General features: G+C 62.5%; 25 protein-coding genes and 2 pseudogenes. 11 read left to right on the top strand and 16 right to left on the bottom strand.

The window, feature by feature from the left end; genetic code table 11:
• Positions 1 to 245: 245 nt before the first annotated feature.
• From istB to C8P69_RS21095, 10 genes and pseudogenes are all read right to left on the bottom strand, one after another.
• Positions 246 to 974: an IS21-like element helper ATPase IstB gene (gene istB, locus C8P69_RS21140; protein ID WP_108179439.1), complete on the bottom strand. Its 729-nt coding sequence runs from the start codon at positions 972 to 974 to the stop codon at positions 246 to 248.
• Positions 904 to 2,445, bottom strand: a complete 1,542-nt coding sequence (gene istA / locus C8P69_RS21135) for an IS21 family transposase (protein WP_108179451.1) — start codon at positions 2,443 to 2,445, stop codon at positions 904 to 906. Before istA ends, istB begins: the two co-directional genes overlap by 71 nt.
• Before the next feature lie 317 nt (positions 2,446 to 2,762).
• Positions 2,763 to 4,229 (bottom strand): ATP-binding protein, encoded by a 1,467-nt coding sequence (locus C8P69_RS21130; RefSeq protein WP_108179438.1) that lies wholly within the window; start codon positions 4,227 to 4,229, stop codon positions 2,763 to 2,765.
• A gap of 111 nt (positions 4,230 to 4,340) precedes the next feature.
• A complete protein-coding gene (locus C8P69_RS21125) occupies positions 4,341 to 4,616 on the bottom strand; it encodes a hypothetical protein (RefSeq protein ID WP_146167406.1) in 276 nt (91 codons plus the stop codon).
• A 364-nt stretch (positions 4,617 to 4,980) separates the two neighbouring features.
• Positions 4,981 to 5,787 carry a hypothetical protein gene (locus C8P69_RS21120; protein WP_108179436.1) on the bottom strand — a complete coding sequence of 269 codons (807 nt, stop codon included), beginning with the start codon at positions 5,785 to 5,787 and terminating at the stop codon, positions 4,981 to 4,983.
• 58 nt (positions 5,788 to 5,845) lie between these two features.
• Complete coding sequence (locus C8P69_RS21115; protein ID WP_108179435.1) at positions 5,846 to 6,232, bottom strand: HepT-like ribonuclease domain-containing protein; 387 nt, start codon at positions 6,230 to 6,232, stop codon at positions 5,846 to 5,848.
• Positions 6,222 to 6,533: a nucleotidyltransferase family protein gene (locus tag C8P69_RS21110; protein WP_146167405.1), complete on the bottom strand. Its 312-nt coding sequence runs from the start codon at positions 6,531 to 6,533 to the stop codon at positions 6,222 to 6,224. Before C8P69_RS21110 ends, C8P69_RS21115 begins: the two co-directional genes overlap by 11 nt.
• Before the next feature lie 207 nt (positions 6,534 to 6,740).
• Positions 6,741 to 7,001, bottom strand: a pseudogene (locus C8P69_RS24305) (integrase core domain-containing protein); the annotation flags it as partial.
• Positions 7,002 to 7,055: 54 nt separating this feature from the next.
• Positions 7,056 to 7,685 (bottom strand): annotated as a pseudogene (locus tag C8P69_RS21100) (tyrosine-type recombinase/integrase).
• 881 nt (positions 7,686 to 8,566) lie between these two features.
• Positions 8,567 to 8,755 (bottom strand): hypothetical protein, encoded by a 189-nt coding sequence (locus tag C8P69_RS21095; protein ID WP_108179433.1) that lies wholly within the window; start codon positions 8,753 to 8,755, stop codon positions 8,567 to 8,569.
• A gap of 74 nt (positions 8,756 to 8,829) precedes the next feature.
• Here C8P69_RS21095 and C8P69_RS21090 point away from each other — a divergent pair, with 74 nt between their 5' ends.
• Positions 8,830 to 9,762, top strand: a complete 933-nt coding sequence (locus C8P69_RS21090; RefSeq protein ID WP_146167404.1) for a hypothetical protein — start codon at positions 8,830 to 8,832, stop codon at positions 9,760 to 9,762.
• Between the two features lie 1,687 nt (positions 9,763 to 11,449).
• Positions 11,450 to 11,680, top strand: a complete 231-nt coding sequence (locus C8P69_RS21080) for a hypothetical protein (protein ID WP_108179430.1) — start codon at positions 11,450 to 11,452, stop codon at positions 11,678 to 11,680.
• A 305-nt stretch (positions 11,681 to 11,985) separates the two neighbouring features.
• On the opposite strand, the gene C8P69_RS21075 is transcribed toward C8P69_RS21080, so the two are convergent.
• Positions 11,986 to 12,303: a hypothetical protein gene (locus C8P69_RS21075; RefSeq protein WP_108179429.1), complete on the bottom strand. Its 318-nt coding sequence runs from the start codon at positions 12,301 to 12,303 to the stop codon at positions 11,986 to 11,988.
• Between the two features lie 184 nt (positions 12,304 to 12,487).
• Between C8P69_RS21075 and C8P69_RS21070 the strand changes: the two genes are divergently transcribed.
• The 5 genes from C8P69_RS21070 to C8P69_RS21050 all read left to right on the top strand — a co-directional run bounded on the left by C8P69_RS21070 (position 12,488) and on the right by C8P69_RS21050 (position 18,407).
• Positions 12,488 to 14,194, top strand: a complete 1,707-nt coding sequence (locus C8P69_RS21070) for a methyl-accepting chemotaxis protein (RefSeq protein ID WP_108179428.1) — start codon at positions 12,488 to 12,490, stop codon at positions 14,192 to 14,194.
• A 77-nt stretch (positions 14,195 to 14,271) separates the two neighbouring features.
• Positions 14,272 to 14,508, top strand: coding sequence for a hypothetical protein (locus tag C8P69_RS21065; protein ID WP_108179427.1), 237 nt, complete (start codon positions 14,272 to 14,274; stop codon positions 14,506 to 14,508).
• A 566-nt stretch (positions 14,509 to 15,074) separates the two neighbouring features.
• On the top strand, positions 15,075 to 15,893 hold the full coding sequence (locus C8P69_RS21060; RefSeq protein WP_108179426.1) for a chromate resistance protein ChrB domain-containing protein: 819 nt from the start codon (positions 15,075 to 15,077) through the stop codon (positions 15,891 to 15,893).
• Between the two features lie 5 nt (positions 15,894 to 15,898).
• On the top strand, positions 15,899 to 17,275 hold the full coding sequence (chrA, locus tag C8P69_RS21055) for a chromate efflux transporter (RefSeq protein WP_108179425.1): 1,377 nt from the start codon (positions 15,899 to 15,901) through the stop codon (positions 17,273 to 17,275).
• Between the two features lie 64 nt (positions 17,276 to 17,339).
• Positions 17,340 to 18,407, top strand: a complete 1,068-nt coding sequence (locus C8P69_RS21050; protein WP_108179424.1) for a Cj0069 family protein — start codon at positions 17,340 to 17,342, stop codon at positions 18,405 to 18,407.
• A gap of 21 nt (positions 18,408 to 18,428) precedes the next feature.
• On the opposite strand, the gene C8P69_RS21045 is transcribed toward C8P69_RS21050, so the two are convergent.
• Together C8P69_RS21045 and C8P69_RS21040 are read right to left on the bottom strand one after the other, a co-directional pair.
• On the bottom strand, positions 18,429 to 18,755 hold the full coding sequence (locus C8P69_RS21045; protein ID WP_108179423.1) for a YnfA family protein: 327 nt from the start codon (positions 18,753 to 18,755) through the stop codon (positions 18,429 to 18,431).
• A 63-nt stretch (positions 18,756 to 18,818) separates the two neighbouring features.
• The gene (locus tag C8P69_RS21040) at positions 18,819 to 19,037 is read right to left on the bottom strand and encodes a DUF1289 domain-containing protein (RefSeq protein ID WP_108179422.1); all 219 of its coding nucleotides are present in this window, start codon (positions 19,035 to 19,037) and stop codon (positions 18,819 to 18,821) included.
• 93 nt (positions 19,038 to 19,130) lie between these two features.
• On the opposite strand from C8P69_RS21040, the gene C8P69_RS21035 reads away from it, so the two are divergent.
• Positions 19,131 to 19,409 carry a metal/formaldehyde-sensitive transcriptional repressor gene (locus tag C8P69_RS21035; RefSeq protein WP_108179421.1) on the top strand — a complete coding sequence of 93 codons (279 nt, stop codon included), beginning with the start codon at positions 19,131 to 19,133 and terminating at the stop codon, positions 19,407 to 19,409.
• Between the two features lie 13 nt (positions 19,410 to 19,422).
• Complete coding sequence (locus C8P69_RS21030; RefSeq protein ID WP_108179420.1) at positions 19,423 to 20,544, top strand: nickel/cobalt efflux transporter; 1,122 nt, start codon at positions 19,423 to 19,425, stop codon at positions 20,542 to 20,544.
• Between the two features lie 225 nt (positions 20,545 to 20,769).
• Here C8P69_RS21030 and C8P69_RS23620 read toward each other — a convergent pair whose 3' ends face one another.
• From C8P69_RS23620 to C8P69_RS21020, 3 genes are all read right to left on the bottom strand, one after another.
• Entirely contained in the window at positions 20,770 to 20,952 is a 183-nt protein-coding gene (locus C8P69_RS23620; RefSeq protein ID WP_146167403.1) for a hypothetical protein, read from the bottom strand.
• A 135-nt stretch (positions 20,953 to 21,087) separates the two neighbouring features.
• Positions 21,088 to 22,431, bottom strand: a complete 1,344-nt coding sequence (locus C8P69_RS21025) for an IS1380-like element ISMex4 family transposase (protein ID WP_043765794.1) — start codon at positions 22,429 to 22,431, stop codon at positions 21,088 to 21,090.
• A gap of 77 nt (positions 22,432 to 22,508) precedes the next feature.
• Positions 22,509 to 23,501 carry an MFS transporter gene (locus tag C8P69_RS21020; RefSeq protein ID WP_108179419.1) on the bottom strand — a complete coding sequence of 331 codons (993 nt, stop codon included), beginning with the start codon at positions 23,499 to 23,501 and terminating at the stop codon, positions 22,509 to 22,511.
• 638 nt (positions 23,502 to 24,139) lie between these two features.
• Between C8P69_RS21020 and C8P69_RS21015 the strand changes: the two genes are divergently transcribed.
• Positions 24,140 to 24,832, top strand: a complete 693-nt coding sequence (locus C8P69_RS21015) for a VIT1/CCC1 transporter family protein (RefSeq protein WP_108179418.1) — start codon at positions 24,140 to 24,142, stop codon at positions 24,830 to 24,832.
• A gap of 58 nt (positions 24,833 to 24,890) precedes the next feature.
• Positions 24,891 to 25,067: a hypothetical protein gene (locus tag C8P69_RS23980; protein WP_170118337.1), complete on the top strand. Its 177-nt coding sequence runs from the start codon at positions 24,891 to 24,893 to the stop codon at positions 25,065 to 25,067.
• The last annotated feature ends 332 nt before the right edge of the window (positions 25,068 to 25,399 follow it).

The raw sequence follows: 25,399 nt of genomic DNA, 5'->3' as shown, positions 1-25,399 counted from the left end.
ATCAAATCGTGATGGTAAGTCGGTGGCATTGCCGCGCCAATTGGCGGGTCCTAGAAGTCTCTGACGGTAGGGACGGACGATGTTGCGGCAAACCGTGTCAATCGGCGCCCAAAGTTGACCCCCTATCGGCGTCCAAAGTTGACCCCCCCGCCCGCAGTATGGCAGCGGACGCCCCGACGCAGCTGGTCGGGATTGCGCAGTCGGAGCGACCGCGGGCCGATTGGGCATTGATCGCGGTTTGCTGATCAGGCGCGGCTCTTGAAGCGCCAGCTCTCGTTTCCGGTTTCGATGATCTCGCAGTGATGCGTGAGGCGATCGAGCAGCGCGGTCGTCATCTTGGCGTCACCGAAGACGGAGGGCCATTCGCCGAAGGCAAGGTTGGTGGTGACGATCACCGAGGTTCGCTGATAGAGGCGGCTGATGAGGTGGAAGAGCAATTGGCCTCCAGCCTGCGCAAACGGCAGGTAGCCGAGTTCATCGAGGACGACGAGGTCCATTCGGGTCAGGAGGTCTGCAGTGCGACTTTGCCGACCGTTGCGGGCTTCGCTCTCGAGCCGGTTCACCAGATCGACCGTGTTGAAGAATCGGCCACGGGCGCCGGCACGGATACACGCCCTGGCAATAGCAATCGCAAGATGGGTCTTCCCAGTGCCGGTCCCCCCGATCAGGACCGCATTGCGCTGGGCGTCCAGGAAGGCGCCGGTCGCAAGGTCTCGCACCAGCGCCTCATTGACGGGCGAACAACTAAAGACGAAGTCGCCGAGGTCCTTGGCAAGCGGGAGTTTGGCGATCGTCATCTGGTATCTGATCGATCGAGCCGTCGTCTCGTTGATCTCCGCCGTCAGCAGGTCACCAACGATCCGGGGTGGCTCGTGTTGGCGCTTGATGCCAGAGGCCATCACCTCATCGTAAGCGCTCCTCATGCCGTAAAGCTTCAACTCCCCCATCAGATCGAACAGTTCGTGGCGCTCCATTGGCAGTCCTCCTCAGGCTTTCGTAGCGATGGCAGTCGGCTTGCGGCATGTGGGTCAGCCTGAGCGCCTCAGGGGTCATGATGGTTGCGGCCGGCGCCGGGTCGCGCGATCGGGCCAGGATGTTGAGGATGACGTCTGCAGAGCAGACCCCCTCAGCCAGAGCCTCGGCGCAGGCCGCATCGACCGCCGTAATGCCGTCGTCCATCACCGCCGTGAGGATCTGCACCATTTGGCGGTCGCCATCAGAGCCCTTCAGCTTGCGCCGCACCCGCTCCATGGCCGCCGGCATGACCCAATCCTTGAAGGGGGCGCCGTTCCGCAGCGCGCCGGGTTTGCGGGCCAGGACCGGAACGTAGTGCCAGGGATTGTAGACAGTCTCATTGCGGCCAAAGCTGCGGGCGTGCTCGGCGATCACCGTGCCGTCCTGCTTGATGACGATGCGGTCCGCATAGGCGCAGATCTCGACCGGACGGTCCACCGCCCGGGAGTCGACCGAGTATTTGTTGTTGTCGAACCGCACCAGGCAGGTCCGCGACACGGACGCCGTCGTCGCATGGAAGCTGTCGAAGGTGCCGCGCAAAGGCACCAGCCTTGGCCGCTCGTCCTCAAAGACCTCCCAGATCGTCCGGTCGGCCAATTCAGGATGTTTATGAGCCCGCGCATAGGCAACGCAGCGGTCCATCAGGAAGTCGTTCAGCTCGCCATAGCTCTTCACCCGCAGTCTCGGTGTGAAGAAGCGTTCGCGTACTAGCCCGACCTGGTTCTCGACCTGCCCCTTCTCCCAACCCGCCGCCGGCGTGCAAGCCGTAGGATCGATCAGGTAATGCGAGCACATTTGCAGGAAGCGCCGGTTATAGCCGCGGTCCTCCCCAACGAAGACAGTTTCCACGGCCGTCTTCATGTTGTCGTAGATGCCGCGCTGGCACGTCCCCCGGAAGAACGCGAACGCCCGGTCATGGGCATCGGAGACCATTTCCTGGGTCTCGCGCGGATAGGCGCGCAGGAAGATCATCCGGCTATGGCAAAGCCGAACACGAGCAATCTTCACCGTCACCGTGACGTTGTTGATCAGGACGACCTTGTGGCTCCAGTCGAACTGGTAGGCCTCTCCCGGAGCGAAGGCCAACGGCACGAAGGCCTCCGCCGTCATCGCCCCAAGCTCGCGGTCCCAGCTCCTGGCGTAGCGTCGTACGGCATCGTAGCCGCCGGCAAAGCCCAGCCCCCGCAGTTCCTCATAGATCCGGATCAGCGTCAGACGTTCTCGGGCAGCCTTGCCTTCATTGGCAACAAGCAACCGGTCCAGTTCGCCCTTCCAGGGGCCGATCTTCGGCAAAGGCTGACGTTCCCGTTCGTAGCTGAACACCGTCGCATCCGAACGCAAGATCTTGCGGACCGTGTTCCGCGAGATGTGCAGCTCACGAGCGATCTGCTTGATCGAGCGCTTGCGCTGAAGGAACTCAGTTTGGTGCAGAGGCTTAGCATCGCGGCATAGTAGGGAGAGACCATTGAAATGACCGGAACCGTACTTCCGCAATTTGCGCGCAGGGAACAACTGCTGCCATCCCAAACGCTGAGGAACTGGAACGCACCGTCCTCAGACATCCCATCTACGCCAAAGCCGGGGAGGTTCACCTCACGACGAAGGCTCATGGCGCGCGCCTTTCACAGGCTCTCCAATGAGCTGGCCATCAAATAACGGGCGAGGCGCTAACATTTTGATTCCACGAATCCTTTTCCGTAGGTGGTGCTCCTGCGCGCGCACGCTATCAAATACCCATCAAATAAGGATCACGCCCAGAACGGCAGGTAGCGCGAGGTCTTCTTCGACTGCCCTTCCTCATACGGCTTGATCAGCCCATCATCGAGCGCGTCCCTGATAATGCGGGACGCCGTAGCCGAGTTTTTGGGTTCAATGCCGAACCGTTCGCGCAGGGTTGTGTTGGTCATTGGGTCGCGCATCACATGGCGCAAGCAGGCATGCAGGTAACAGGCATGCACCCGGTCGCTCCGATCCATCGCGCGAAGCTCTTTGTGCGCGAACAGAACCACCCTGAAGGCGCCATCCTGTCGTTCCCAGCGTGGCGGCGGCAACTGATAGAACTCGGTCTCGAAAACGACCTTGTCGACACCAGAGCCGCGTTCCTCACAGACGCCCACGCGCCGCATAAAGGACGCCAGCGCCTCATTGCGCGAGCGAGGCGCATGGTCGAGAAGCCGATTAACCTCGACCAAAGACGCGCCAGGGTTCGTGATCTCGATCCGGTCCTCGAAGATCTCGACCATCGGGCCGGTCCCGGTCAACGCGAAGTCCTGATGGACCAGTGCGTTCGCGATCAGCTCGCGCACGGCCAAATCTGGAAACATCGGCACCTCTTTGCGCAGGGCCTGCCCGATGACCTCGTTACGTGGCAAAAGCCCGTTGAGAAATGTTATGATCCCCTCGAACCCAGCGGCATATCCGCGCTGCCCTTGTCGCTCGCGGATGGTGTTCACGCGGCTACGGCCTTCGTAGACGACGACGCGGACGGCTTTGCGGGCAAGCGTTGGAAACTTCTGAACATCGGCCGCGAACAGGATAGCGCCCAGGTTTGTGATGTCGAACCGGCCAGCATCGTTGCGGCGGATGAGGCGATCCTCCTCCAGCCTGGCGAGGATACCTGCCTGATCGGTCGGTAAAGGCAAGCCGAGTACCTTGAAGTAGCTTGGATAATCTAGCAAGGCGAGTGCATCCGGACCCGGCAGGTTCGTCGCCGCCAGTAGCTCTTCGAACGGAGTGCGGTCGAAGATGCGCCACAGCTCAGCTTCCTTCTGCGGATGGCCTTTGAGGGCCTGCGTCGTTGACCCGATCCGGACGTACTCGGTGCCGGAGAACGCCGTCGGGCGCTCGCTAGCGCGCGGAATTTCGAGGATGACGACCCGATGACCGTCGACGGTCACTGTGTCGAACCGGATGTTAAGGCGCGGGCTCAGCATCTGCACGAGCCAGCTTTCGAGATTCTGGTTACCCCTGGTGGCGGTTGCCGGTTCAAAGCTAGTGCCGATGATCGCCTGCGTCTCATCCTCGACGCCCCAGACCAGATAGGCCTCCGACTTGCCTTCGAGCGCGGCGGAATTGGCAAGCGCTGCGACACGCTCGCCGATCATCTGCGGGTCAGTGTTGTTGGCCTTGAACTCCACCCACGACGTCTCGGCCGGAAGCTTGACCAGTTCCCGCACGAGGCTTTCCAGATAGGCGGGGTCGCGAGCTGTCGTCATGCGGCATTCCGTTTGGCGGGCACGAGACCGCGCACATCGATCTTGCAGGTGACGGCGGCGGAAATCAGCAGGGGAAGGCGTTCATTAAGGAGGGCGAAAGCGCTCTCGGCTTCATGGCTTCGGCGGCTGCCCCTGCTTCTTGGTGGATGCTGCTAAGGAATGATCGCTCGAAATTTCTGCCGCGCCTACAGGCGTCGAGGCCTCGCTGCCGCCGCGCGTTCCTTCGGGCGCGGCGATAGTGATCTTGCCATTCTCCTCATGGCCAGCAAGGTCGCGCATGATCAGCGTCTCGACATAGTTGGTCAGGGTGCGATTTGTTGCCTTGGCGCGCGCCCTGGCGGCCGAGAGGATGCCGGGGTCGAGACGCATGGTAACCGACTGCCGCATGATTATCCCCCACCGCCGTATGTCGCTTGTACATACAGTATTTCGGTGGCGAAGTCGAGGCTCGATATGCCACGTGGCTCAATGGTTCAGGTTTTTGCCCCACATAGATCCCGCGACAGGAGCCATCGGCGCGCGGCGTTTAGATTGCCGTCTGACCCTCAGAACGATATTCCCCAGCCGCGTTGATGATGGCTGCGAGGACATGCGCGTCCGACATGAAGCGGCGTCCCAGCCGAATTTTCCGTATCATTCTTCCTGCTGTCAGAAATTGTCGTCAGGCTAGGTCTAGTACTCGCGCATCGCGGTCTGATCGACGGAGAGGGACCATGCATTGAACCGGCCTCGAAAATAGAAACGTTTCCCGTCAATGGAGCCTCCACCTTAACCGGCGCGGCGTCCGATGCCATTTATGCGGCAGCCCGGTCTCGAACAGGAAGTACTGGCCCGGGAAGCGGAGGTTCTGCGTGGCGGTGCCGGTGATGGCATGGACCTCGCCAAACGGCCGGTAGACCGCCTCCCACACATTGGCCCTGGAGCCGTTGGTGAGCATGATCGGCCGGTCGAGGTGATCGAAGTGGATATGCAGGAGCTGCGGCGAAGTAGTGTCCACATTCGCGACGATGGCCAGGGGCATTTCGTCGAACCAGACGTACTCGCGAACCGTGCCGCCGTTCGAACCATTGGCCTCGATCAGCACCTTGCCGGAGAGATCATAGGCGAAGTAGGTGGTGCCAGCCGGTGTGACGTTTGCGGTCGTGCGGATCGCAAGGCGCTCGAGGGCGTTGACCGTGGTGGTAATGGTGCCGCGATCCCGCGAGACCTCCCGGATCACTTCGCCGAAGCCGTTGCGCACATAGGTGGTCTGGAGGCTCCGGCGGTCCGAGTATGTGGTGATGAGATCCCGGCCATTCAGCGTCAGGTTGACTTGGCCGCCATCCTCGTTGGTCTCCCGGATAAGGCGGAGGAGCGGATCATAAGCGTAGCCATAGACGCCGCTGCGCGGCTCGGTGGTCGCCGTCAGGTTGCCGACCTTGTCGTTAGCCAAAGCCATCGTCTGGCTGTTGGCACCGACGATCTGGATGAGCCGGCCGAGTTCGTCGAAGGTCTGTGACTGCGAGCGGACGATCGTCCCGCCAGAATCCTTGAAGCGGGTGGCCGTAATGCTGCCCATGGCGTCGCGGTCGTACTCGATACCGTTCGACAGGTTGTCCTGGACGGCAGTCAGTGATTTATCGTTCAGGACCCTGGTTGTCTTTTTGCGCCGATTTCCGTTTGATGAAATCGCGCTCTTTGATTGCTGACGCTTTTAATGCCGGTAGTTCGACGCTAACTGTGGCCCAAATTATTTTGTTGTCCAAAATGTCGTAGCCATGGCGCAAAATGTTTCCTATTCCACGAAATCCAAGCCAGTCGACATTGGGATGGCGTTCGTCGATGGAGTCGCCTAGCTTATAGGCAGCTTCGCTAATTCTTTGCAGGCACGGCTCCACGGCGTCACGGACCATCTGAGGCGCGGTCTCATAACTTCTTTCGTCAAGTCCCTTAGTGTATTTAAACACGTTATCGCAGTTATCGATGATGTCTTGCAATCTATCGAGCGGGCGACTAGAAGACATTTATTGCATCCCTCCTGAATTCACGAGCGACGCTCGGCCTCAGGCTGGTGCGAGTTGCAATATCAACAGGTCGTTCCAGCCATTTCGAAAGCATTTGCTGAATTCGCCCAAGAGTAGCGAGGCCGCATAATTGCTGATCATCAATATCGATGATAATGTCAATATCGCTATTCCGACCGTCCGTTCCTCGGGCAACCGAGCCGAACAAAGCCGCGTGCTTTACTCCCATTTGCATAAGTCCGCCCTGATGGTGACGAAGTTTTTGAATAACCTCGTCGCGGGTTGAATGGGCAGCGTTCATAACTGCGCCTCCTTCGAATGACAAACATTACTGCATTACTGTTGGTTATCAACGACCTTGCTTGCGTTCATAACCGGGCTCTTGCAATCTCGACGGACTGCCGGCGCTCCATTTCTATCGAGGCCATCGACCCAGAAGTTGGTAGGCTAAGGGGCGTCGGCAGACGCGGAGCCATGCGCGAACGTGGCGTATGAAACCTCCAAGGCGGAACGGGTCCGCGAGGTCCCCCAGCGTCTGCCACCTGCGCCTGGAGTGCGGCGGTGGGGTGTTGTAGTCGGGTTGCGATCGAAAGAGCAGGGTGCTGGCCTAGGCCAAGCTGGAGAACAGCGTCTCGTTTAACTACTCGTCCCGCAGGCGGCCGTTGAAGCTTTCGATAAAGGAATTTTGCATCCGTTTGCCAGGCGCGATCGAGTGCCAGGCGACCCTCCCCGCGTTAGCTTGGGCTATGATGGCGTGGGAGGTCAGGTCGCAGTCATGCGTTGGAGCAGCGACGCGGCGTTTCAATGCCGCGCCGCAATCACCTCAGAGATCGACCTGCTCGGACAGTTCTTGCGCGTAGTCAAGTTTCACGCCGAGTTCGCGAACTGTCATCTCGAGCTTCGTGTGCCCAAGCAGGAGTTGGCAAGCTCGCAGATTGCCAGTCCTCTTGTAGATCAGGGCGACTTTCGTGCGGCGCAGACTGTGGGTGCCGAACAGCGTGTGATCGAGCCCGGCAAGGTCCAACCAGTCGTCGAGCAGGCGCGCGTATTGGCGGGTGGTCATGGGCTGTCCCGCTTTGCTTCGGCTAGGGAAGAGCCAATCGCCATTACGCGGCGGGCGAACTCGCAGCCATCCCACAACAGACTCACGCGATGCCTCCGTCAGCTCGAAAACAACGGGTCGGCCTGTCTTGCCTTACACAGAGGAGGCTCGGGGCCGAACGCTGCCCGCCAGAACCACATCAGCGACGCGGAGGTGCACAAGATCGCAACCCCGCAGCTTGCTGTCGAGCGCGAGATTGAACAGTGCGAGATCGCGTGTGCGGCGCTGGTGTCGGAGCTGGTCGCGGATGGCCCAAACATCTTTCGGTTTGAGAGGCGGTTTCGGGCCGACCAAAAGCCCCGAGTTCGACGCATGCCGGATGGGTTCGGATAATATGTCGGTTGCGATGATGCATCCTCCAAAGGATGCCGCATCCGAACGATCACATACCACGGCGCCGCAGCTTCGCGCCTGCAAAGCCGACCTAGCCTTGCCGACGGATAGCAGAAGTTCACATAAATCGTCGCGGTGCTCGTGCTCAGGGGTTCATTTCCCTGAAGAACCCAGCTGTCGCCGAGAGCTCAAATCCAACCGTTAGAGCGAACTCACAGCTGGTTAGAACTTAGGGGCAACGTCACGCGCCCTGCATTTTCGTGCCTGAAGACGCGCGATCGGGAGCTGAAGAACGGCAGTCGTGAGCCCGTCTCATGCCTACGTCAACGTCCGCGACCCGACGAAAAAAATGGGCTAGCCATACCTCGGCTGGTCAGCGCCCATCGTGTCTCAGCGCAGATGCGAGCTTCGCGATCACGAACCCCAACCGAGCGCTGGCCTCAGCTATCGATCGCCGCAGTTCATCGTGCCGCCCATGAGGATCCATGACGACGTGAGCGTAGGCCATGCTGAGATGTTCTACCGCCATCCGGACGTGGGCTACGGCTCCAGGTAACGATGGCGCGGCAATGTCGGGTGCCGGCGGGCTGAAACTCTCGTCTACAAGCTTAAGTGGCATTGCGCTGGCCTTCCGTCATTGCAAACGCCATTCGCAGCGAGGAGACGGGCGTGAAAGCGCGCTGTTGCGGAATAGCTCCGCCATGGTCAGGTTGCAGTTGATCTCGGTTGTCCGACCTCTGCGACCTTGCCGCACGCTCTTCCGTTTCAAGATCCTCACCAGCCCACGGCGCCCTTACCATATTGCCGACAGCCTTAACGTGACGTTGCGTCATATCGTCGTGCCGCTTGTCCATGGACGGCGCTTATCCGCAATCCTGTTTACGTCGAGGTCGTGCCGCTCAACTCCCGCGCGGCTTGGTCGTTTTTGTAGCCGCAGCCCCCACTTCAGGCGAAAAGATCTGCCCGGCAATGGCGAGGACCGTGACGAGCACGGCATCAATCTTCTGCACCAACGCCGTGGCCCGTCCAGCCTTGTGGTACCTGCGACCATCGGTATTAATCCAGGCGGTGCCCGCGAACTGGGGCATCTTACATTGCCCTGCGGGTGAGTGGCGTCATGGTGAGATCCCTGTCGTGCCTTCTGTTGGTCCTGTGGTCCGGCATGGCTATCGCGCAGGAGCGGGAGATCTTCCCTCCCGCGCCGAATCCCACGCCCCCCGCCGCCGCCAGCGACGATGACGACGACGATGACGACGACACTCCCGTGGCCGCGCCTGCTCCGGCGGCCAGGTCCCGGGCGGCGGCTCCGGCACCTTCCGTTCCGCCTGGCGCGCTCAGCCGCCCCCATTGGTATCTGGAAGGCGCCCTGAATGCCGCGCTCGCCGATGGCGGCCCCCATTCCTTCGCGTGGCGGGTGCGCGCCGGAACCTATGGGTCCGTCGGGGACGTCTTCGACTACGCGGCAGGCGCCTACGCCATTTCCGGGCGCACCGTCGGGCAAAGGGTCGCGGACACGCTGACGGCGGGCGGCACCCTCTCCAAGACGATCGGCCCGTGGACGGCCAGCTTCACCGCGGCCCACCAATGGGGCTACTGGCCGCTCTTCCACCGCGTGATCGTCACGGGCACCGGCTTCGAGGCCGGTCTCGACTATGATCAGCTCGTCGCCGAGACGTCGCTCGGGCGGTTCAGCATCGGCCCGTCGATCGTCGGCGATCGCTGGTCCTATTCTGATGGCCGCAGCGTCTATTTTCGCTATGGCGCCAGCGTCGAGCTGCGGTGGAGGCTGCCGGATCGGCTGACGGAGTTGCGGCTTGTCACCGGTGGGAGCCGCCAGGACTACGACCACTGGGTTTCGCGCGGTCCCAAGCGGGTCGATGACAATTTCTACGTCGAGCTGAACTGGATCAGAAGTCTGTCGGCCAATTCATTCATCGTCGGCCGTGTCGGGTGGTCGCGCACGAGTTCGACCTATCGAGACCTCGCCGACAATGGCTGGACGGCCCGTCTCGTCTGGTACTTCTCCTTCTCCAGCGAGGACATCAACGCCCGTACCATCAACCGTGTCCTGCGTGACCGGCGGACGATCTTCTGAGCCTCCAAGGCCGCGCCTGCACCAAGTTCGGTGCGATCATGACCTAGTGTCGGCCAGCCGAACTATCGGCAGTAAAATGCAGTTTCCCCGGGGGGAGGTGGATGGCTGGCTGTGTCGAAAATGGTCATGGCGTTAGCTCCGCGGCCGAGAGCCGCCGAAGCGCCTCAACTGTCAGCATGCGAGCCGCCGATGATCCAGGTGGCTCGCTCGTCGCCAGCGTCGAAACTCAACGCGGTTCGGTGGGACGGCTGCTCCGATGCTGCTGCCGGCAATCCGTACTGGACCCAATTGTGGGGACCACACCACGCGCCCACCATCGCCTGACGGTTTTCCGGAGGCCCGGGCGGCAATGGTCAGTCGAAACATCTTCGCGATCGTCATGGCAACTGCCACCTGGATCTTGTTTGCGCCGACGCCAGGCCTGGCGCAGCGCGGCGGCATCGCGCCCCAATGCAACCGGGCTCCCAACAAGCAGGGCTGCACCTGCGCGCTCCATGTCGGCGGCCGCCTCGCACCGCGCAACGGCCGAATGCAATGGTCGTACAGTTCCGCCCAGGCACCCGCCTTCAGCGCCTGCATGAGAAGCCGTTTCGGCCGCTGACCTCCCCGGACCAGCGGCCGCCGACAGCTCGCCGTGATCGGATTATTTTGGCTGGGATCGGCATTCGGTCTCGAATATGACGCCAAAACCCGTGGTTTGCTTAAATCGCCTGAGCCGCCCCGCCCTACCTTCTCCTCCAAACTGCTGATGCCGTAACGCGGGTCATGCGCAGCCGCCTCATCGGAGGAACTGTGATAGCTGCGCAAAACGGACGCCGCCGGGCCTTGCTTGCGGGGCCCTAGGGGAGGGTGTTTTGACGGGTCAGTATTGGCGTAGTGAACAAGGCCTGCGCAAAGCGCGCGGGCGTGTTTCAAACCGAATTCTCGATCCAGCGAAGCCGCGTCCTCGACATCCCCGTTGCTGCTGTCGGCAACCGCAGCTTTAGTCGGGATCACGTTTGGGACGATTGGGCAGTCGCATGTCTGGTGGATCTCATGGCCAGACCGCGCCCGCCAGACCAGCTCACAGGCAATCGCGGGCAGCCAATGACTTCGCTGTGGCAAGTACCCCCTCGTCTCAAAGACATCAGCGCGCTACAAGCCTGCACCATGGCGTTAAATGTAGGGTACCAGCCTGATTGGGTGATAGAACCTCTACCGGCGCCGTGGGGTTGATACAGAGTCGAGCAATGCTCTCCGCCCTCGGCATTCGCCGGCCACGCGACCCTTGCTCCCGCGCGAACGTTGGGCCCTCCGCATGGAAGCTATTGGCTGCGCAGCCGGCGAACTCCGGCGCTGCCCCCATTGGCGCGGACATCCTGGTCCCCTTACGGGCTGTCGGCAACGGATTTCGTGTCTGGCCGAACAGGCGCCGGCGTACCGCGATCGCTGCTCGCTGAGCAAGGTCGCCTCCGGTCCTTCCCGGACCTTAGGTCCATTCATCGCGCCTGGAGCGTACGGTGGACCCGGGTGGGCCTCCCCCACCCTTTTCGTCCCGCATGAAACTGGCCCCGCTGCCCGTTAGGGTGGTGGGGTTTTTGTGAGACCGGCCCGGCATGGATGCACCCCCACACGGCATTCCGATCCGCTCAACCCCGCCTGACCTCACCGAATTGACCCGGACACGCAGGACGGTCGTAGTGAGGCGATGACGATTTCTGGCCCGAAGACGCCTGCCGATAGTGCGGATCACCTGCTCGAGTGCGAGTTCGTCATGGAGCCGATGTTCCAGTTGATCACGGACATGGCGGAAGCCGCCGGATGGTCGCCGGAGACAATTGCTCTGGCGTTGGCGGGTCTCGCCACGGCGCGGATCGAGGCCATTGAAGCCGACAACACGATGACGGCCGAGTTAAGGGCTCGCCGGCAGGAGCATTGAGGGCGCCAGCGATGCGACTGAGGCGTCTCGCCTTATGTACACTTGGCCGGGTTGCGGCATCATCCGGCAGGTCAACATCCGCCCTGCTTCGCCCTCAGGGGCGAGCTTGCCCTGCGGGACCGACGAAAATGGAAGACCCGTCCGGCAGAGGGTTTCTCAGGGGTCCGGACGGGCCAATGCCGCTGCCGGGCCAGGCGCGGCACCGTGACAGTGCCGCACGTCAATTACGGTCGAAAGGTCGCGGAATACCGGTCGGTAAATAGCCTGACTTGGCCGCCCAGCCGAGGCTGAGTAAATGGGGGCCGTCAGGGCGGATCGCGTCGCAAGTCGGCCAAAACGGATTGGATTCGCGCCACCAGAGGGCCCGCCCCCTCAAACTGCTGCGCCAGCAGCAGGTAGAGTGCGGCGGTATCGCGGGTAATGGCCTTGATCTCTGTCAGGAACTGCTGATGGGTGTCAGGCGTCAGCTTGGCACCTACAACCGCTTTAGCGAGTTGGTGGGTTGCATGCAGCATCCCCTGGATGCCATCGGAAATCTTTATGATCTCGGTCGGTCCCTGTTCGAGTGGTAGCCCGTGATCGATTTTGAGCGGGAATGGGATAATGTTGGGACTGTCGGTCATCGGTTCCGCGCATTCGTTGGGTTCAACGTTTAACGTCCTTTCAATCTCAACGGCAGGTCACACCCGGTCGCATGCGACATAATAGGACAATCCGAACAAATTTACGCGCATTTTCGGTTGTACTCACGCGTCGTTAAGCCGGACGTCCGATCCTCGGCCCAATTCACCTGTTTGGGCTGGCCCGATGAACATCCTCTCTCGCGTCAAGATTCTCCATAAGATCCTGGCCCTGATTGCTATTCTTGCGACGGTGTCCGCCATCATCACGTATGTTGGCTCGACCTCGCTGCGCTCCCTGAGTGACGCCACCGATGTCATGGAGCGATCAGCCAACCAGGCGCTGTTCGCCTCTCGCATGAACCGTCTCGTGGCGCTGTTGAACCGCAACGAGTACGCAATTGCCGCTGATCCACGCCCTGAAAACGTGGCGCGGCTGAAGCAGCAGATCGCCACGGAACAGCGTGAGCTGAGCGAGCTGCGTCAGCGTCTGGGACGGGACCTGCCTGCAGAGTATCAGGCGCAGCTCGCCAAGGTCGATGACGCCATCAAGGCTTACAACGTTGAACTCGACGATACCTTTGTTCAGGCAGCGAAGGTCAGGCGTTTCGAGGTCAGCGCTGACCTTGAGAACCTGCACAAGTCGGTCGAAAGCAGCCGCGTGGTCGCAGAGCAGCTGGCCACTGCAGTTCGGTCTCTGTCCGACACGCTCGAGCGGAACGTCGTGACCGTCTCCGCCGCCGCGACCCTCGAATACAAGGCGAGCGCCTTCCTGATGCAGTTGGTCGCGGGCATCGGGATTTCCGTGGGCCTTATCCTCGGTGTGATGATTGGCCAATTCGGTATTGCCGGCCCGATCCGTCAGATCGTCGCCACCTTGCAGCAGCTCGCCACCGGCAACTACGACATCGCGGTGGAGGGTGCAGAGCGTCGTGATGAGGTCGGTGATGTCGCCCGCGCAGCCGAGATCTTCCGCGAGAATGGCCTTGAGAAGCTGCGCCTCCAGGAGGAGCAGGCAGCGTCTGAAAAGCGCGCTCACGAGGAGAAGCGCCGCGCCATGAACGATCTCGCTGATCGCTTCGACCGTGCGGTCGGGGGCATTGTCGGTGCCGTCTCGGCCTCGGCGACGGAGCTTGAGGCTGCGGCGCAGACGTTGACCTCCACCGCGGAGGAGACCTCGATCCAGTCGTCGTCAGTGGCCTCGGCCTCGGAGCAGATGGCCAACAACGTCCAGACCGTCGCGTCCGCGACCGAGGAGATGTCGATCTCGGCACGAGAGATTGCGACGCAGGTGACGCGCTCGACCGAGATCGCCGACAAGGCGGTGAGCGAGGCTAGCGACACCGCGCACAAGATGCAGGAACTCTCGCAGTCGACCCAGTCGATCGGCGCCATCGTGAACCTGATCGAGGCTATCGCGGGCCAGACCAACCTGCTCGCGCTCAACGCCACCATTGAGGCGGCCCGCGCCGGCGAAGCCGGTAAGGGGTTCGCAGTTGTCGCGGCTGAAGTGAAGCAGCTTGCCGAGCAGACCAGCAAGGCCACGGCGCAGATCGGTGCGCAGATTAGCCAGATCCAGAGCGCCACCGGCGCCGCGGCGGTCTCCATCGATGGCATCAGCGAGACGATCCGCCAGATGAGTGCGATTTCAACCTCGATCGCAGCCGCCATGGAAGAGCAGACCTCGGCCACGGCCGAGATCTCCCGCAACGTTCAGCAGGCCTCGGCGGGGACAGCGGAGGTGTCATCCAACATCGACGGTGTGAACCAGGCCGCGTCGTCGACGGGGGCCGCTGCCGCTCAGGTTCTCAGCTCTGCCGGCGAGCTTTCCCGCAATGCTGAACGGCTGCGCCAGGAGCTGGAGGGATTCCTTGCCAACGTCCGTGCCGCGTGATGCGAGCCTCTGACGACGAGAGGCGCGCAGGCCGTTAATCTGCGCTTTCACCGGGAGATACCGAGTAGAGAGTAAGCATGATGTCGCGACAGAACGAGGCGACCACGACGGACTGCCGGATCGAATGGATGCTCGTGGCTGCGGCCAGTCTCGGCGGCGCCTCAGTGGGCATGTTGATCGCCCTCATCCTCGACGTTGAAGAGGTCTTTGAGACTAGCGATTACCTCACCCATGCTGTGACGGGCGGATGCGTGGGAGCAGTTTTGGCTGCCGGTCTTTTCGGGCTTGTCAGGGGGAGTGCGGATACCGAATAGCGGATCGTTTGCCGCGAAATGAGCCTGGCGCCAAGCGCATCGTCAGCGGCCTTTCTGATCCGCCACCGCCGACTACAGCGACACAATCCTCAGTACGATCAGGCCACCGAGTATTGTGCCAAGTGCCACGCCGATGGCTGCATCGCGTAGACCTATGACCGGTAGCGGGCCCTTGCCGCTCATTATCGGACGTTCCCAGCTTCTGCTTGGGGCCCATAAACTGACTCCGAAGGACGTCCGCTTCGCGCCTCAAAAGCGGACGCCGGCTTCATGGCAGAAGCGGAACTTAGGGATGGTATGTGACGCATTCCGCGTAGCGAGGCATTTCTGGTGTTCGGGAGGGGATTAGGCACCAGAGATCTGCACCAGAAAAGCCTGGGCGCATCAATGGGCGGCAAGGTGGTGCGAAAATGTTGACTTCTGACCAAGGGGCAATGGCCTTGTCCCACGTTGACAGGATGCACTGGCTCAGGAGATACGTTGGCGCAAGGGGTCGATCCGCGACGTCCCCGTGAGGCGACAGCCCAAAGTTCGCGTCCAACCCTCTTCCCCAGGGGCCGGACGCTATGCCGTTGCCGACTGAGATCACTGTTTCCCAGCTTTACCGCCTCATCGGGCTGCCCGACGCACCCACGATCATCGACGTGCGGATCGACGACGATGTTGCGGCCGACCCAAGACTGATCCCCGGCTCAGTGAGGCGGGATTTTCGCACCGTGAGCGATTGGGCCACCGAATTCGCCGGCCGCACCGTCGTCATCAGTTGTCAGAAAGGGCTCAAACTCAGTCAGGGCGCGGCTGCGTGGCTGCGTCACGAGGGCGTGGACGCCATGTCTCTGGAGGGGGGCTTTGAGGCCTGGCGGGCTTACCGAGCACTGCTCTTGAACACGACCCCGCTGCCGAAGCCCGACGACCGAGGGCGCACCGTTTGGGTCACAAGAGCCAGACCGAAGGTCGACCGGATCGCCTGCCCCTGGCTCATCCGCCGCTTCGTTGATCCTTCCGCCGTGTTCTTATTTGTAGCCCCGAGCGAGGTGACGGCTGTGGCAGACCGCTTCGGCGCCACGCCATTCGATATCGAAGGGGTCTTCTGGAGCCACCGGGGCGAGACCTGCACCTTTGACACACTGCTCATGGAAACAGGGCTATCGGCGCCTGCGCTGGATCGGCTCGCTCTGATCGTGCGCGCTGCCGACACCGGCCGGCTCGATCTCGTTCCAGAAGCAGCGGGTTTTCTCGCGGCGTCTCTCGGTCTCTCGCGGATGTTCAAGGATGACCTGAAGCAGTTGGAGGCGGGCATGTTGTTCTACGACAGCTTTTACCGCTGGTGCCGCGACGCAACCGACGAGACGCACAACTGGCCGGCTGCCGCGAAAGGGGCCTGAGGAACATGACCGCTTTGTCTGCCAACGAGAACGTTGCACCTGCGACAATCGCCCACCCTACCCAGTGGGAGGCATTCCTCGTCTTCGCCAAAATTGGCTTGCTGAGCTTTGGCGGCCCGGCCGGTCAGATCGCGCTCATGCACAAGGTTCTGGTTGAGGAGAAGCGCTGGATCTCGGAAGAGCGGTTCCTCCACGCTCTCAACTACTGCATGCTACTACCGGGGCCCGAGGCGCAGCAGCTTGCAACCTATATCGGGTGGCTGCTGCACGGTGTGAGGGGCGGCGTCGTCGCCGGGACCCTCTTCATCATTCCCGGCTTCCTGATCATCCTCGGCCTCAGCTCCATCTACGCGCTTTATCAAGGCACCGCGTCCATCGACGCCATCTTCTTCGGGCTCAAGGCGGCGGTGCTCGCCGTCGTCATCGAGGCTGTGATCCGCGTCGGCAAGAGAGCCCTGAAAAATGGCTTCATGATAGGCCTCGCGGCCGCGTCCTTTATCGCGATCTATGCATTCCAGGTGCCGTTCCCGCTCATCATCCTCGGCGCCGGCCTCATGGGCTATTTTGGCGCGCGCTTGCGACCCGATCTGTTCAAGGGCAGCGGGCATGGCGGGGCGGCGATCAGCGGTCCGTTCCTCGAACTGCGCGAACCGGAAGTGCAGCCGGGTTGGGGCCGGGCGGCCAAGGTCCTCCTCGTCTGGGGCCTGCTGTGGATCGCCCCGGTGCTGCTCCTCGCCGTTGTCTTCGGTCGCGAGACCATCTTCATGCCAATCGCAGCGTTCTTTTCGCAGATGGCGGTCGTGACATTCGGGGGAGCCTATGCCGTTCTGTCTTACGTCGCGCAGGCCGCCGTCTCGAGCTTCGGTTGGCTTCGGCCAGGTGAAATGCTCGACGGCCTCGCCATGGCAGAAACCACACCGGGGCCGCTTATCCTGGTGTTGGTCTATGTCGGGTTTCTTGCGGCATTCCGTTCACCCCCTGGCATCGATCCGCTGCTGAGCGGTGTCATCGGCGCCACCCTCACAACCTGGGTGACCTTCATTCCATGCTTCCTCTGGATTTTCCTTGGGGCGCCATACATTGAGACGCTCCGCGCCAACAAAGCCCTTTCGGGCGCATTGACGGCCATCACGGCATCGGTGGTCGGCGTCATCCTCAACCTCGCCATCTGGTTCGGCCTTCATGTGGTCTTCCGAACTGTCGGAACCGTCTCGGCCGGCCCGCTCTCTTTTGCCTGGCCGGACCTTCGGTCTCTTGATCTGGCGGCGGCCTTGCTCGCCGTCGCCGCTGCCATTGCGATCTTCCGCCTCAAGCTGGGCCTCATTCCAACACTGGGGGCCGCGGCGGCAGGGGGGCTGATGCTTCGCTATCTCTTGGGTTGATGACCCGCACCGAGCGCCCCCGTCGCGCGCATCACCAACGGCCAATACTGCTCAGGGAGGAAAGATGAGCGCACAACAAAGGCAGGTGGCCATCCTGTTCCCGGCCGACCCTTCGCGCGGCTTGGAAACCGATTTGCACCAATCCCGCCACGCGGAAACCGCTGCCGCGCTCGGCGCAGCTGGCGTCGAGGTAATTGGAGCGCCTTATGCGGATCAATTCGCCGAGGACGTTCAAGCACGGCTGTTGAACAGCGACGGTGTCCTCGTCTGGTTCAATCCCGTTGAGGCTGGACGCGACCGCCGGGTGCTGAATGGCCTTCTGCGGGATGTGGCCTCGAAGGGGGTATTCGTCAGCACCCACCCGGATGTGATCGACCGGATCGGCACAAAAGAGGTGCTCTACCGTACGCGGCACATGGGGTGGGGGTGCGACACGCGCCTCTACACCACGCCGGACGCCATGCATAGCGACTTGCCTGCAAGCCTTCGGGGCGGGTCGCGAGTGCTGAAGCAGATCAGGGGACAGAGCGGGGAGGGCGTCTGGCAGGTGACCCTGGCTGACCAGGCTCGCAGTCCATCGTATGCTCTGCCGGGCGACGCGATCGTGCGAGTGCGACATGCCAAGCGCGGCAGCCCCGAAGAAATCATGCCGCTGGCAGCCTTCGTCGATCGGTGCCGAATCTACTTCAGAAGCGGCGGCGCGATGATCGACCAGGCGTTTCAGCCGCGCATCACGGAAGGAATGATCCGTTGCTATCTGGTGGGCGACCGTGTTGAGGGGTTCGGTGAGCAGCTGGTCAACATGCTTTATCCAGCGCCGTCGGGCAGCAGTTCCGATCAGGCGCCGCTACCAGGCCCCCGGTTGTATTACCCACCCAACCGCGGGGATCTCCAGGGCTTGAAGGATCGGCTCGAAAACCAGTGGGTTTCGGAGCTCTGCGCAGCCACCGGACTAACACAATCTCAGCTGCCTCTTTTGTGGGATGCGGACTTCCTTTACGGACCCAAAGATGCGTCTGGCGAGGACACCTACGTCCTTTGCGAGATCAATGTCAGCTCTGTCCATCCGTTCCCACCGAGTGCATTGGGTCCGCTGGTGCAAGGCGTGGTCAATCGTCTCAGCGGCGCGTGACGCTGGTGCTATAATGTTGATTTATGCAACGCCGGGACCGAATAAGATGATGCCCGTCCCAACCAGGCACACGGCAGCGCCGGTCACGTCCCACTGGTCGGGGCGGTGCCCTTCCGCGAGCCATAGCCAGAGGATCGAGGCGACGATGTAGACCCCGCCATAGGCGGCAAACGTTCGGCCAGCCGCCTCGCTTTCCACGAGGGTCAGTAGGTAGGCGAACGCCACCAGTGACAGGGTGCCGGGCGCGATCCACCACGGCGATTTACCGAGCCGGAGCCAAGCCCAGAACGCAAAACATCCTGCGATCTCAGCGATCGCGGCTCCTACATAAGCGCCGATCGTTAGCATGACGATCAGGGTGCCATACCCGGACGTGTGGCGTCCATTCGGCCACTTCCGCAAAATTCTGAATTACGAACGGCGCGCTTGCTTGCCAGGCGTCGGTTCAATCGGCTGCTGCTTCTTGAGTTGGTCAACCCGGCGGGGCAACTCACGCAACAGCGTTGTGCGACGGTAAGGCGTCAGCTTGCGCCAAGCCTTGATCTCGGGAACCGTGCGGCCACAGCCAATGCACCAGCCCGTGCGGCCGTCCCACTGGCAGAGGCTAATACAGGGGTCATCTTTTTTCATGATCCGGGGCCTCCTTACCCCGGCGACGCAACTTTGCGCTCGACAAGAGATAGGGTACCCCCCTATATATCTTTTTTCAAGAGGAAGCCGCCCATGGCCCATACGATCAAGGACAAGACCAAGCTCCTGGCGCGGGTGCGCCGGATCAAAGGACAAGCGGAAGCGGTTGAGCGGGCCCTGGAGGCCGAGATTGGCTGCACCGACGTGCTGATGCTGGTCGCCTCGATGAGGGGTGCGATCAACGGCCTCACCGCCGAGCTGATGGAAGATCATATCCGCCACCATGTCGTGAACCCTGATGCGGAGCCCGACGCGGAGCGCGCCAAGGGAGCGGCCGAGCTGATCGAAGTGGTGCGGACTTATCTCAAATGAAGAAATCCACCCGATGACCTCACTGCCAGAACTGCTTGCCCAGGGCGCCGCGAACGCCTGGCTCTTCGTGCCAACGGCGATCCTGCTTGGCGCCTTGCACGGGCTTGAGCCCGGCCACTCGAAGACGATGATGGCGGCGTTCATCATCGCGGTGCGCGGCACCGTCATGCAGGCGGTGCTGCTGGGACTGGCGGCCACCATCTCGCATACCGCCGTCGTCTGGGCGATCGCTCTCGGCGGCCTGTATTTCGGGCAGCAGTATGTGGGCGAAGCCGCCGAACCCTATTTCCAGCTCGCCTCGGCTGTCCTGATCATCGGCATCGCCGTCTGGATGGCGTGGCGTACGTGGCGCGAGCAAAACCACGATCATGATCACCATCACCACCACGATGAGACGCATCAGATCGCGGCCAGGGGCGGGCTACTCTCGCTTGAGGTGTTTGAGGATGGCGTTTCCCCGCGCTGGCGGATCCGCAGCGAGAGTGGCGCGCTCCCTGAGGCGCAAACGCTGTCGGTTGAAACGGTGCGCCCGGACGGAGCCCGGCAGCTGTTCTCGTTCGTCCGCAACGGTGACCTGCTGGAGAGTGTCGAGGAAATTCCTGAGCCCCATGCGTTCACGGCACGCCTGCGCCTCGATGCTCCCGGCGGGGTAGAGGTTCACGAGGTCGCGTACGAAGAGCACGACCATGATCACATGAACCTCGGCGACGAAGACGATGCGCACGCCCGTGCCCATGCCGATGACATCCGGCGGCGCTTCGCGGGCCGGAGTGTGACGACCGGGCAGATCATCATGTTCGGGCTCACCGGAGGTCTGATCCCGTGCCCAGCCGCGATCACGGTCTTACTGCTCTGCATCCAGCTCAAGCAGTTGAGCCTCGGCTTCGTGCTGGTGATCTGCTTCAGCATTGGCCTGGCACTCACCATGGTATCAGCGGGCGTCCTGGCGGCCCTGAGCGTCAAGCATGTTGCCTCGCGGTGGTCAGGGTTCAGCACCTTAGCCAGGCGGGCGCCTTATGCCTCGGCCGCATTGATCGTGCTCGTCGGCCTCTATACGGGCTGGCTTGGCTGGCAGGGCATCCAGCACGGCCACGCCAAGAGCACGGCAACGATTGAGGCCGCGACCAGGGGGTAGAGCGCACTGCTGTTCAGATCGGGCTATGCCGCGACGGTATCGTCGCGGCAAAAATCTTGATTTCTGACGAACCGGTTTGAGCCCTAAGCGGACATTCCCAATTTCCGCTTGGGGCCCAAGACCAGCTGCAAGAAGGCGTCGGGTCCGCGCCGCAAAGGCAGACGCTCGCTGGCATTGGTCGTCGAGCTTAAGATGATGCGGCCGGTCCGCACCCACCGTCTCGTGTCAGCTCGGCCTGTCGCGCGTGCCCGCCGCGTAAACCAGAAGGCCGGTCATGGACAAGGCGAGAACGGCCGCCGCAGCCTGCAGGGGCGCTGCGGCCGAACCGGTGAGGTCACGGGCAAGGCCGGCAACGGGTGGCAGGGCGGCAAGGCCGAGGTAGAAGAGCGTATAGCCCGCTTTATTCACCAGGGTTTGGCTGGCGACGTGTTTTGAGCTGAAGGCGAGCGGGATCGTGCGTCTGTCCTGACGCGTATGGATCTGGTTGTGCTGTCGGCGCTGGAGGGACGGGAGCGGTGTCGATGGGGCATCACGCCCCGTGGTTCAGGCTGGCGCTGGGGCGAGTGCGCCCGCGATATGGCGCAGCAAGTCGGCCTCGGGACAGGCGGCGGCGAAGGCGAGACGAACACGGGCAGTGGTCTCGTGGATGCGAGCCCCAAGCTTGAGCAGGCGCAGGCGGATCGTCGCGAACTCGGCCTTGGCCAGGCGATGGGGAGCCGGGATGGCGTCGCGCACGGTCAGCATCAGCCAATAGGCGGCGGTGTGCAGCACGAGCCGCATCTGGTTGGCGGCCGGATGCCGGCAGGAGGTGCGGTCGGAAGCGAGCTGGCCCTTATGGAGCTTGATCAGGTTCTCGGCCTGTCCGCGGGCGCAGTACAGCTCGGCGTAGAGCCATTCGGGCGTACCGGTGGCGATGTTCGTGACCACGTAGCGGATGTCGAGGCCAAGGCGGGTCGCCTCGATGCGGGCGGCGACGCGGCGGTGCTGCCGCCAGGATTTGGCTGCGTGCGTGGTCTCAGCAAAGCCGCGCACGGCATCTGTGTTGCTGAGGGCCCGCTCGACCCGGATGTGATCGGCGGTCGGCTCGACCTTGGCGGTGAGCGACTTGGTGCCGGTCAGGCCGAAGACGTAAGCGACGTCGTTGTCCTCGCACCAGTCCATCGCTTCGGGCCGCCCGTAATGGCCGTCGCCACGGATCGTGATCGCGGTCGTCGGCCAGTGTCGGCGGATCGCCCGGACCAGACGACGCAGATGGCCCCGGACTTCGCGACCCGAAGGCGTCTTGCCCGGCCGCAGGATCATCGCCACCGGGCGCGAGGTGGCGGTGTCGTAGACGTGGATGGGGAGAAAGCAGCGTTCGTCGTGGTGGGCGTTGAACAGCGACAGTTGCTGCTGGCCATGGACCACGTCGCAGGTGTCGTCGATATCCAGCGTGACAGCCGCCGGTGGCGCGGCGTAGCTGGCGCAGTAGAGGTCGACCAGCACCCGTCCGAGCCGGATCAGGTCACGCAGGCCCGGCGTGTTCTCCAGCCGCGAGACGGTGGGCTGGCTCATCAAGTCGCGTCCGCTGTCGGGTAGGCGACCACAGGCGAGCTTGAAGGCGGGATCGACGCGCAGGTGATCGAGGTCGTCGGCATCCTCGTACCCGCAGGCGATGGCCAGGATGCGCGCCAGCAGGATCTCGGGCAGAGGATGCACGATCCGGCTCGGGTCACGCCGGTCGGGGATCACCGCGGCGAGCTTCTCACCGATCTGCATCCGCCGGGCAGCCTGAGCGAGCAACAGGACGCCCCCGTCCGAGGTCAGGCGTCCGCCGTCGAAAGCAGCTGTGAGCTTCTTGCCTCGAACCGATGGAAACGCGAACGGCAGACACGTAGGATCGGACATGGCGGGCGTGGCGGGCTCGATCTGGTCTGAGGACTTGGCGTCAGCACCCAATCCCTAAGCCACATCAATGCTTTACGCTACGCTCGCCACCACAGATCCACTGCCCTCGTGAATAAGACGGGATAGAGCACGCCCATGCGGAAGGCGCGGGTCGCAGGCGACAGGACCTTGCCGGCGAAGACGATGATGAGGCTGGAGGGCGCCGCGGCGAGAATCCGGAACAGCGGCAGGAACAGCCAGTCCGGGCCCCCGATCGACACGCCGCCAAGGCATAGGGCCATGCCGGAGACGCAGAGAACCGTCACCAGCATCGGCCGGCTCGACCGTTCCGCCAGTGCGCCGCCGAAGGGTTGCAGCGGCAGGATGGAGAAGCCGATGACGGAGGCGAGTAGGCCGGCCTCGCCCGGCGTCATGCCCCGCGCCGTGAGGAAGGCCGGCGCGAAGCCGACCGCCACCGCGAAGGTCGCGTTGTAGCTCGCCCAGACGAGGCCAATTCCCAGCAGCGGGCCCCACTGACGGGGGTACAGGCCATACCGCGCGGCGGCTGTCGCCTCCCGCGGCGAGGAGCCGACCGTCAGCAGCACGAGCAGGAAGGCGAGGCAGCAGAACAGCGCGGAGGCCCAGAGCCCGGCGCGCCAGTCCAGGCCGAACAGGGGGGCGACGAGCAAGGCGAGGCCGATCCCGAACGGCCAGGCCATCAGCATCAGTCCCATGGCGAGGGCCACGGTCGGCCCGCTGAACCGGTCGAGCACCATCTTGGCGCCGGTGATCGTGAGCAGCGTCCCGCCGATGCCCGAGACGATCCGGCCCGCGAGCGCCGTGGTGACATCCGGTGCCATGGCCAGAAGGACGCCGCCGAGAGCCATCAGCCCCACGCCGGCGAGCAGGACCGCGCGGACCGAGAAGCGCGCGAGCAGTATGCCCGCGGGCAAGGCGACGACGATCCCCGCCAGCGAATAGGCGCCCATGAGCGTGCCGAGCGAGGCCCAGTCCGCCACCAGCTTCCCGACGAGCAGCGGTCCGAGCGCGCCGATCACCTGCAACTGCGCGCCCATGGACGTGCGGGCCATCGCCAGCACGCCGACTTCGCCCCCACTTCCGTGCCGATATCGTGCCCCTCATCCGCCGGGCCTGTGTCCGGCCGGGTGGTGGGGCCACGATTGCGGCGTGCTGACCAGATCGTTTCCCGAATGGCGGCCCTCCACCCAGATCCAGTCAGCCTTCAGTCGCAGGTTGCAGCGCTTGCCATCACCACCCGGCCATCTGGCCGTCCAACGATAGTTCGATGATGCCGTCCGACAGAGGCACTAGAAGTCTGATTGGAATTATTCTAAAGAAATTTCGAACGCTTCCCTTGACTGCGGTCCACAAACCTCAGGTAGGGCCCCATGAACTCCGCCCACCCTTCCATAGTAAGCTATCTTCGGCCGCGCCGTTTGGACGGCTTGTCCATAACTTCCATGGGGCTGCCATTTGGACGAATTGCAGTCAGCGAGGCGCTGAGCCTGGGCCGGGAGCTTGCGCCCCGTGGGCCCTCTCGAGGGCGGGTTCTTGTGACCGTTCTATTGGCCTCTCTGTGCTGCGTTGCCCTGTTGGGTTCGCCACGGGATATGCCGGAGTTGCGCTCTTCCACCACCATTTCCTGCGGAATGATATTCTAAGTGAGCGTCCGCCCACTCGAGCAACCCCAACCGCTGAGGAGTAGGCAATGTTGAGCCATGTAGAGCGTCATTTGGTCGAGCGGATAGGCTGGCTACGAGCGGCCGTCCTTGGAGCCAATGACGGGATTATCTCTACTGCGAGTCTGATGGTCGGTGTTGCAAGCGCATCGACATCATCGGACGAGGTCATTGTGGCTGGGGTTGCCGGCCTCGTGGCTGGCGCAATGTCAATGGCCGCGGGTGAATACGTCTCCGTTAGCTCGCAGTCCGACACAGAAAGAGCAGATCTCGACCGCGAGCGGCGAGAGCTGGAATTGCAGCCGGAACTCGAGCTGAGTGAACTGGCCAAAATTTACGAGGGTCGAGGTGTAGAACCGGCTCTAGCACGAACTGTGGCTGCCCAACTGATGGCAAGGGACGCTCTCGCCGCTCATGCTCGCGATGAGCTCGGGATCACGGATACCGCAACGGCGCGGCCTGTTCAGGCAGCGCTAACATCGGCGGCGACGTTCTCCGTTGGGGCCGTACTTCCTCTCCTCGTTGCTCTCGTGACGCCTGCGCAATGGGCGTCGAGCTCGATCCCGGCTGCCTCCCTCCTGTTCCTCGCAGTGTTGGGGGCCGCCAGTGCCAAGGCAGGCGGAGCGGACGTCCTCAAACCTACTGCGCGCGTAGTGTTCTGGGGAGCCTTGGCGATGGCGACAACGGGCCTCGTCGGAGCACTGATCGGGCGTGCTGTGTGAGCGGAAAAGTTATGGATATGAGGCTGGGCGAATGGATCGAAGAGCCGATAGACTCTTAATGATGGGGATCATCATCGGTGGTGCCGGCATCGGGGCGTTCTCGGTATTGCTCCTCGATGCACACTTGGTCTCACGCGAAGTGGTGTTTCCGTTGCAGCCCATGCTGTTCGGGTCCCTAGCTGGAGCTGCGATCGCCATGGTGCTCTATGTCATGGCCAGTAAAAGCAATCATTGATCTCTCCGTCGAGTAGTCACGCGCCGAACGCGGCTTTCTGCCGCCTGCATAGATAAGCTGCACCTATACCTTTGGACGCCGGCTTCGTCTTTTCTTTCAGTTGCGGTCCATGTCATCCTTTAAATCGGGCAGCCGCAAATAAATTGGGGCTCGCGCTTCACAGAACGCAGAAGATCCTCCGCTTTTCAGCACTACTGTAACGACTCATCTTTTTGCCTTTGGCAATGGATGGGAGTATGTTGTAGCCCCTCAATTATCGGACGCGATCACCACCGTGGTTTCGTTTGCTCGTGATGCGATGAACTCGCGCGGGGAACGGTAGCCCAGCGCTC

This window comes from Phreatobacter oligotrophus (assembly GCF_003046185.1).
Lineage (GTDB): Bacteria > Pseudomonadota > Alphaproteobacteria > Rhizobiales > Phreatobacteraceae > Phreatobacter > Phreatobacter oligotrophus.
The sequence above is the reverse complement of the archived record's forward strand: the minus strand, read 5'-3'. Positions and strand labels throughout refer to the sequence as shown.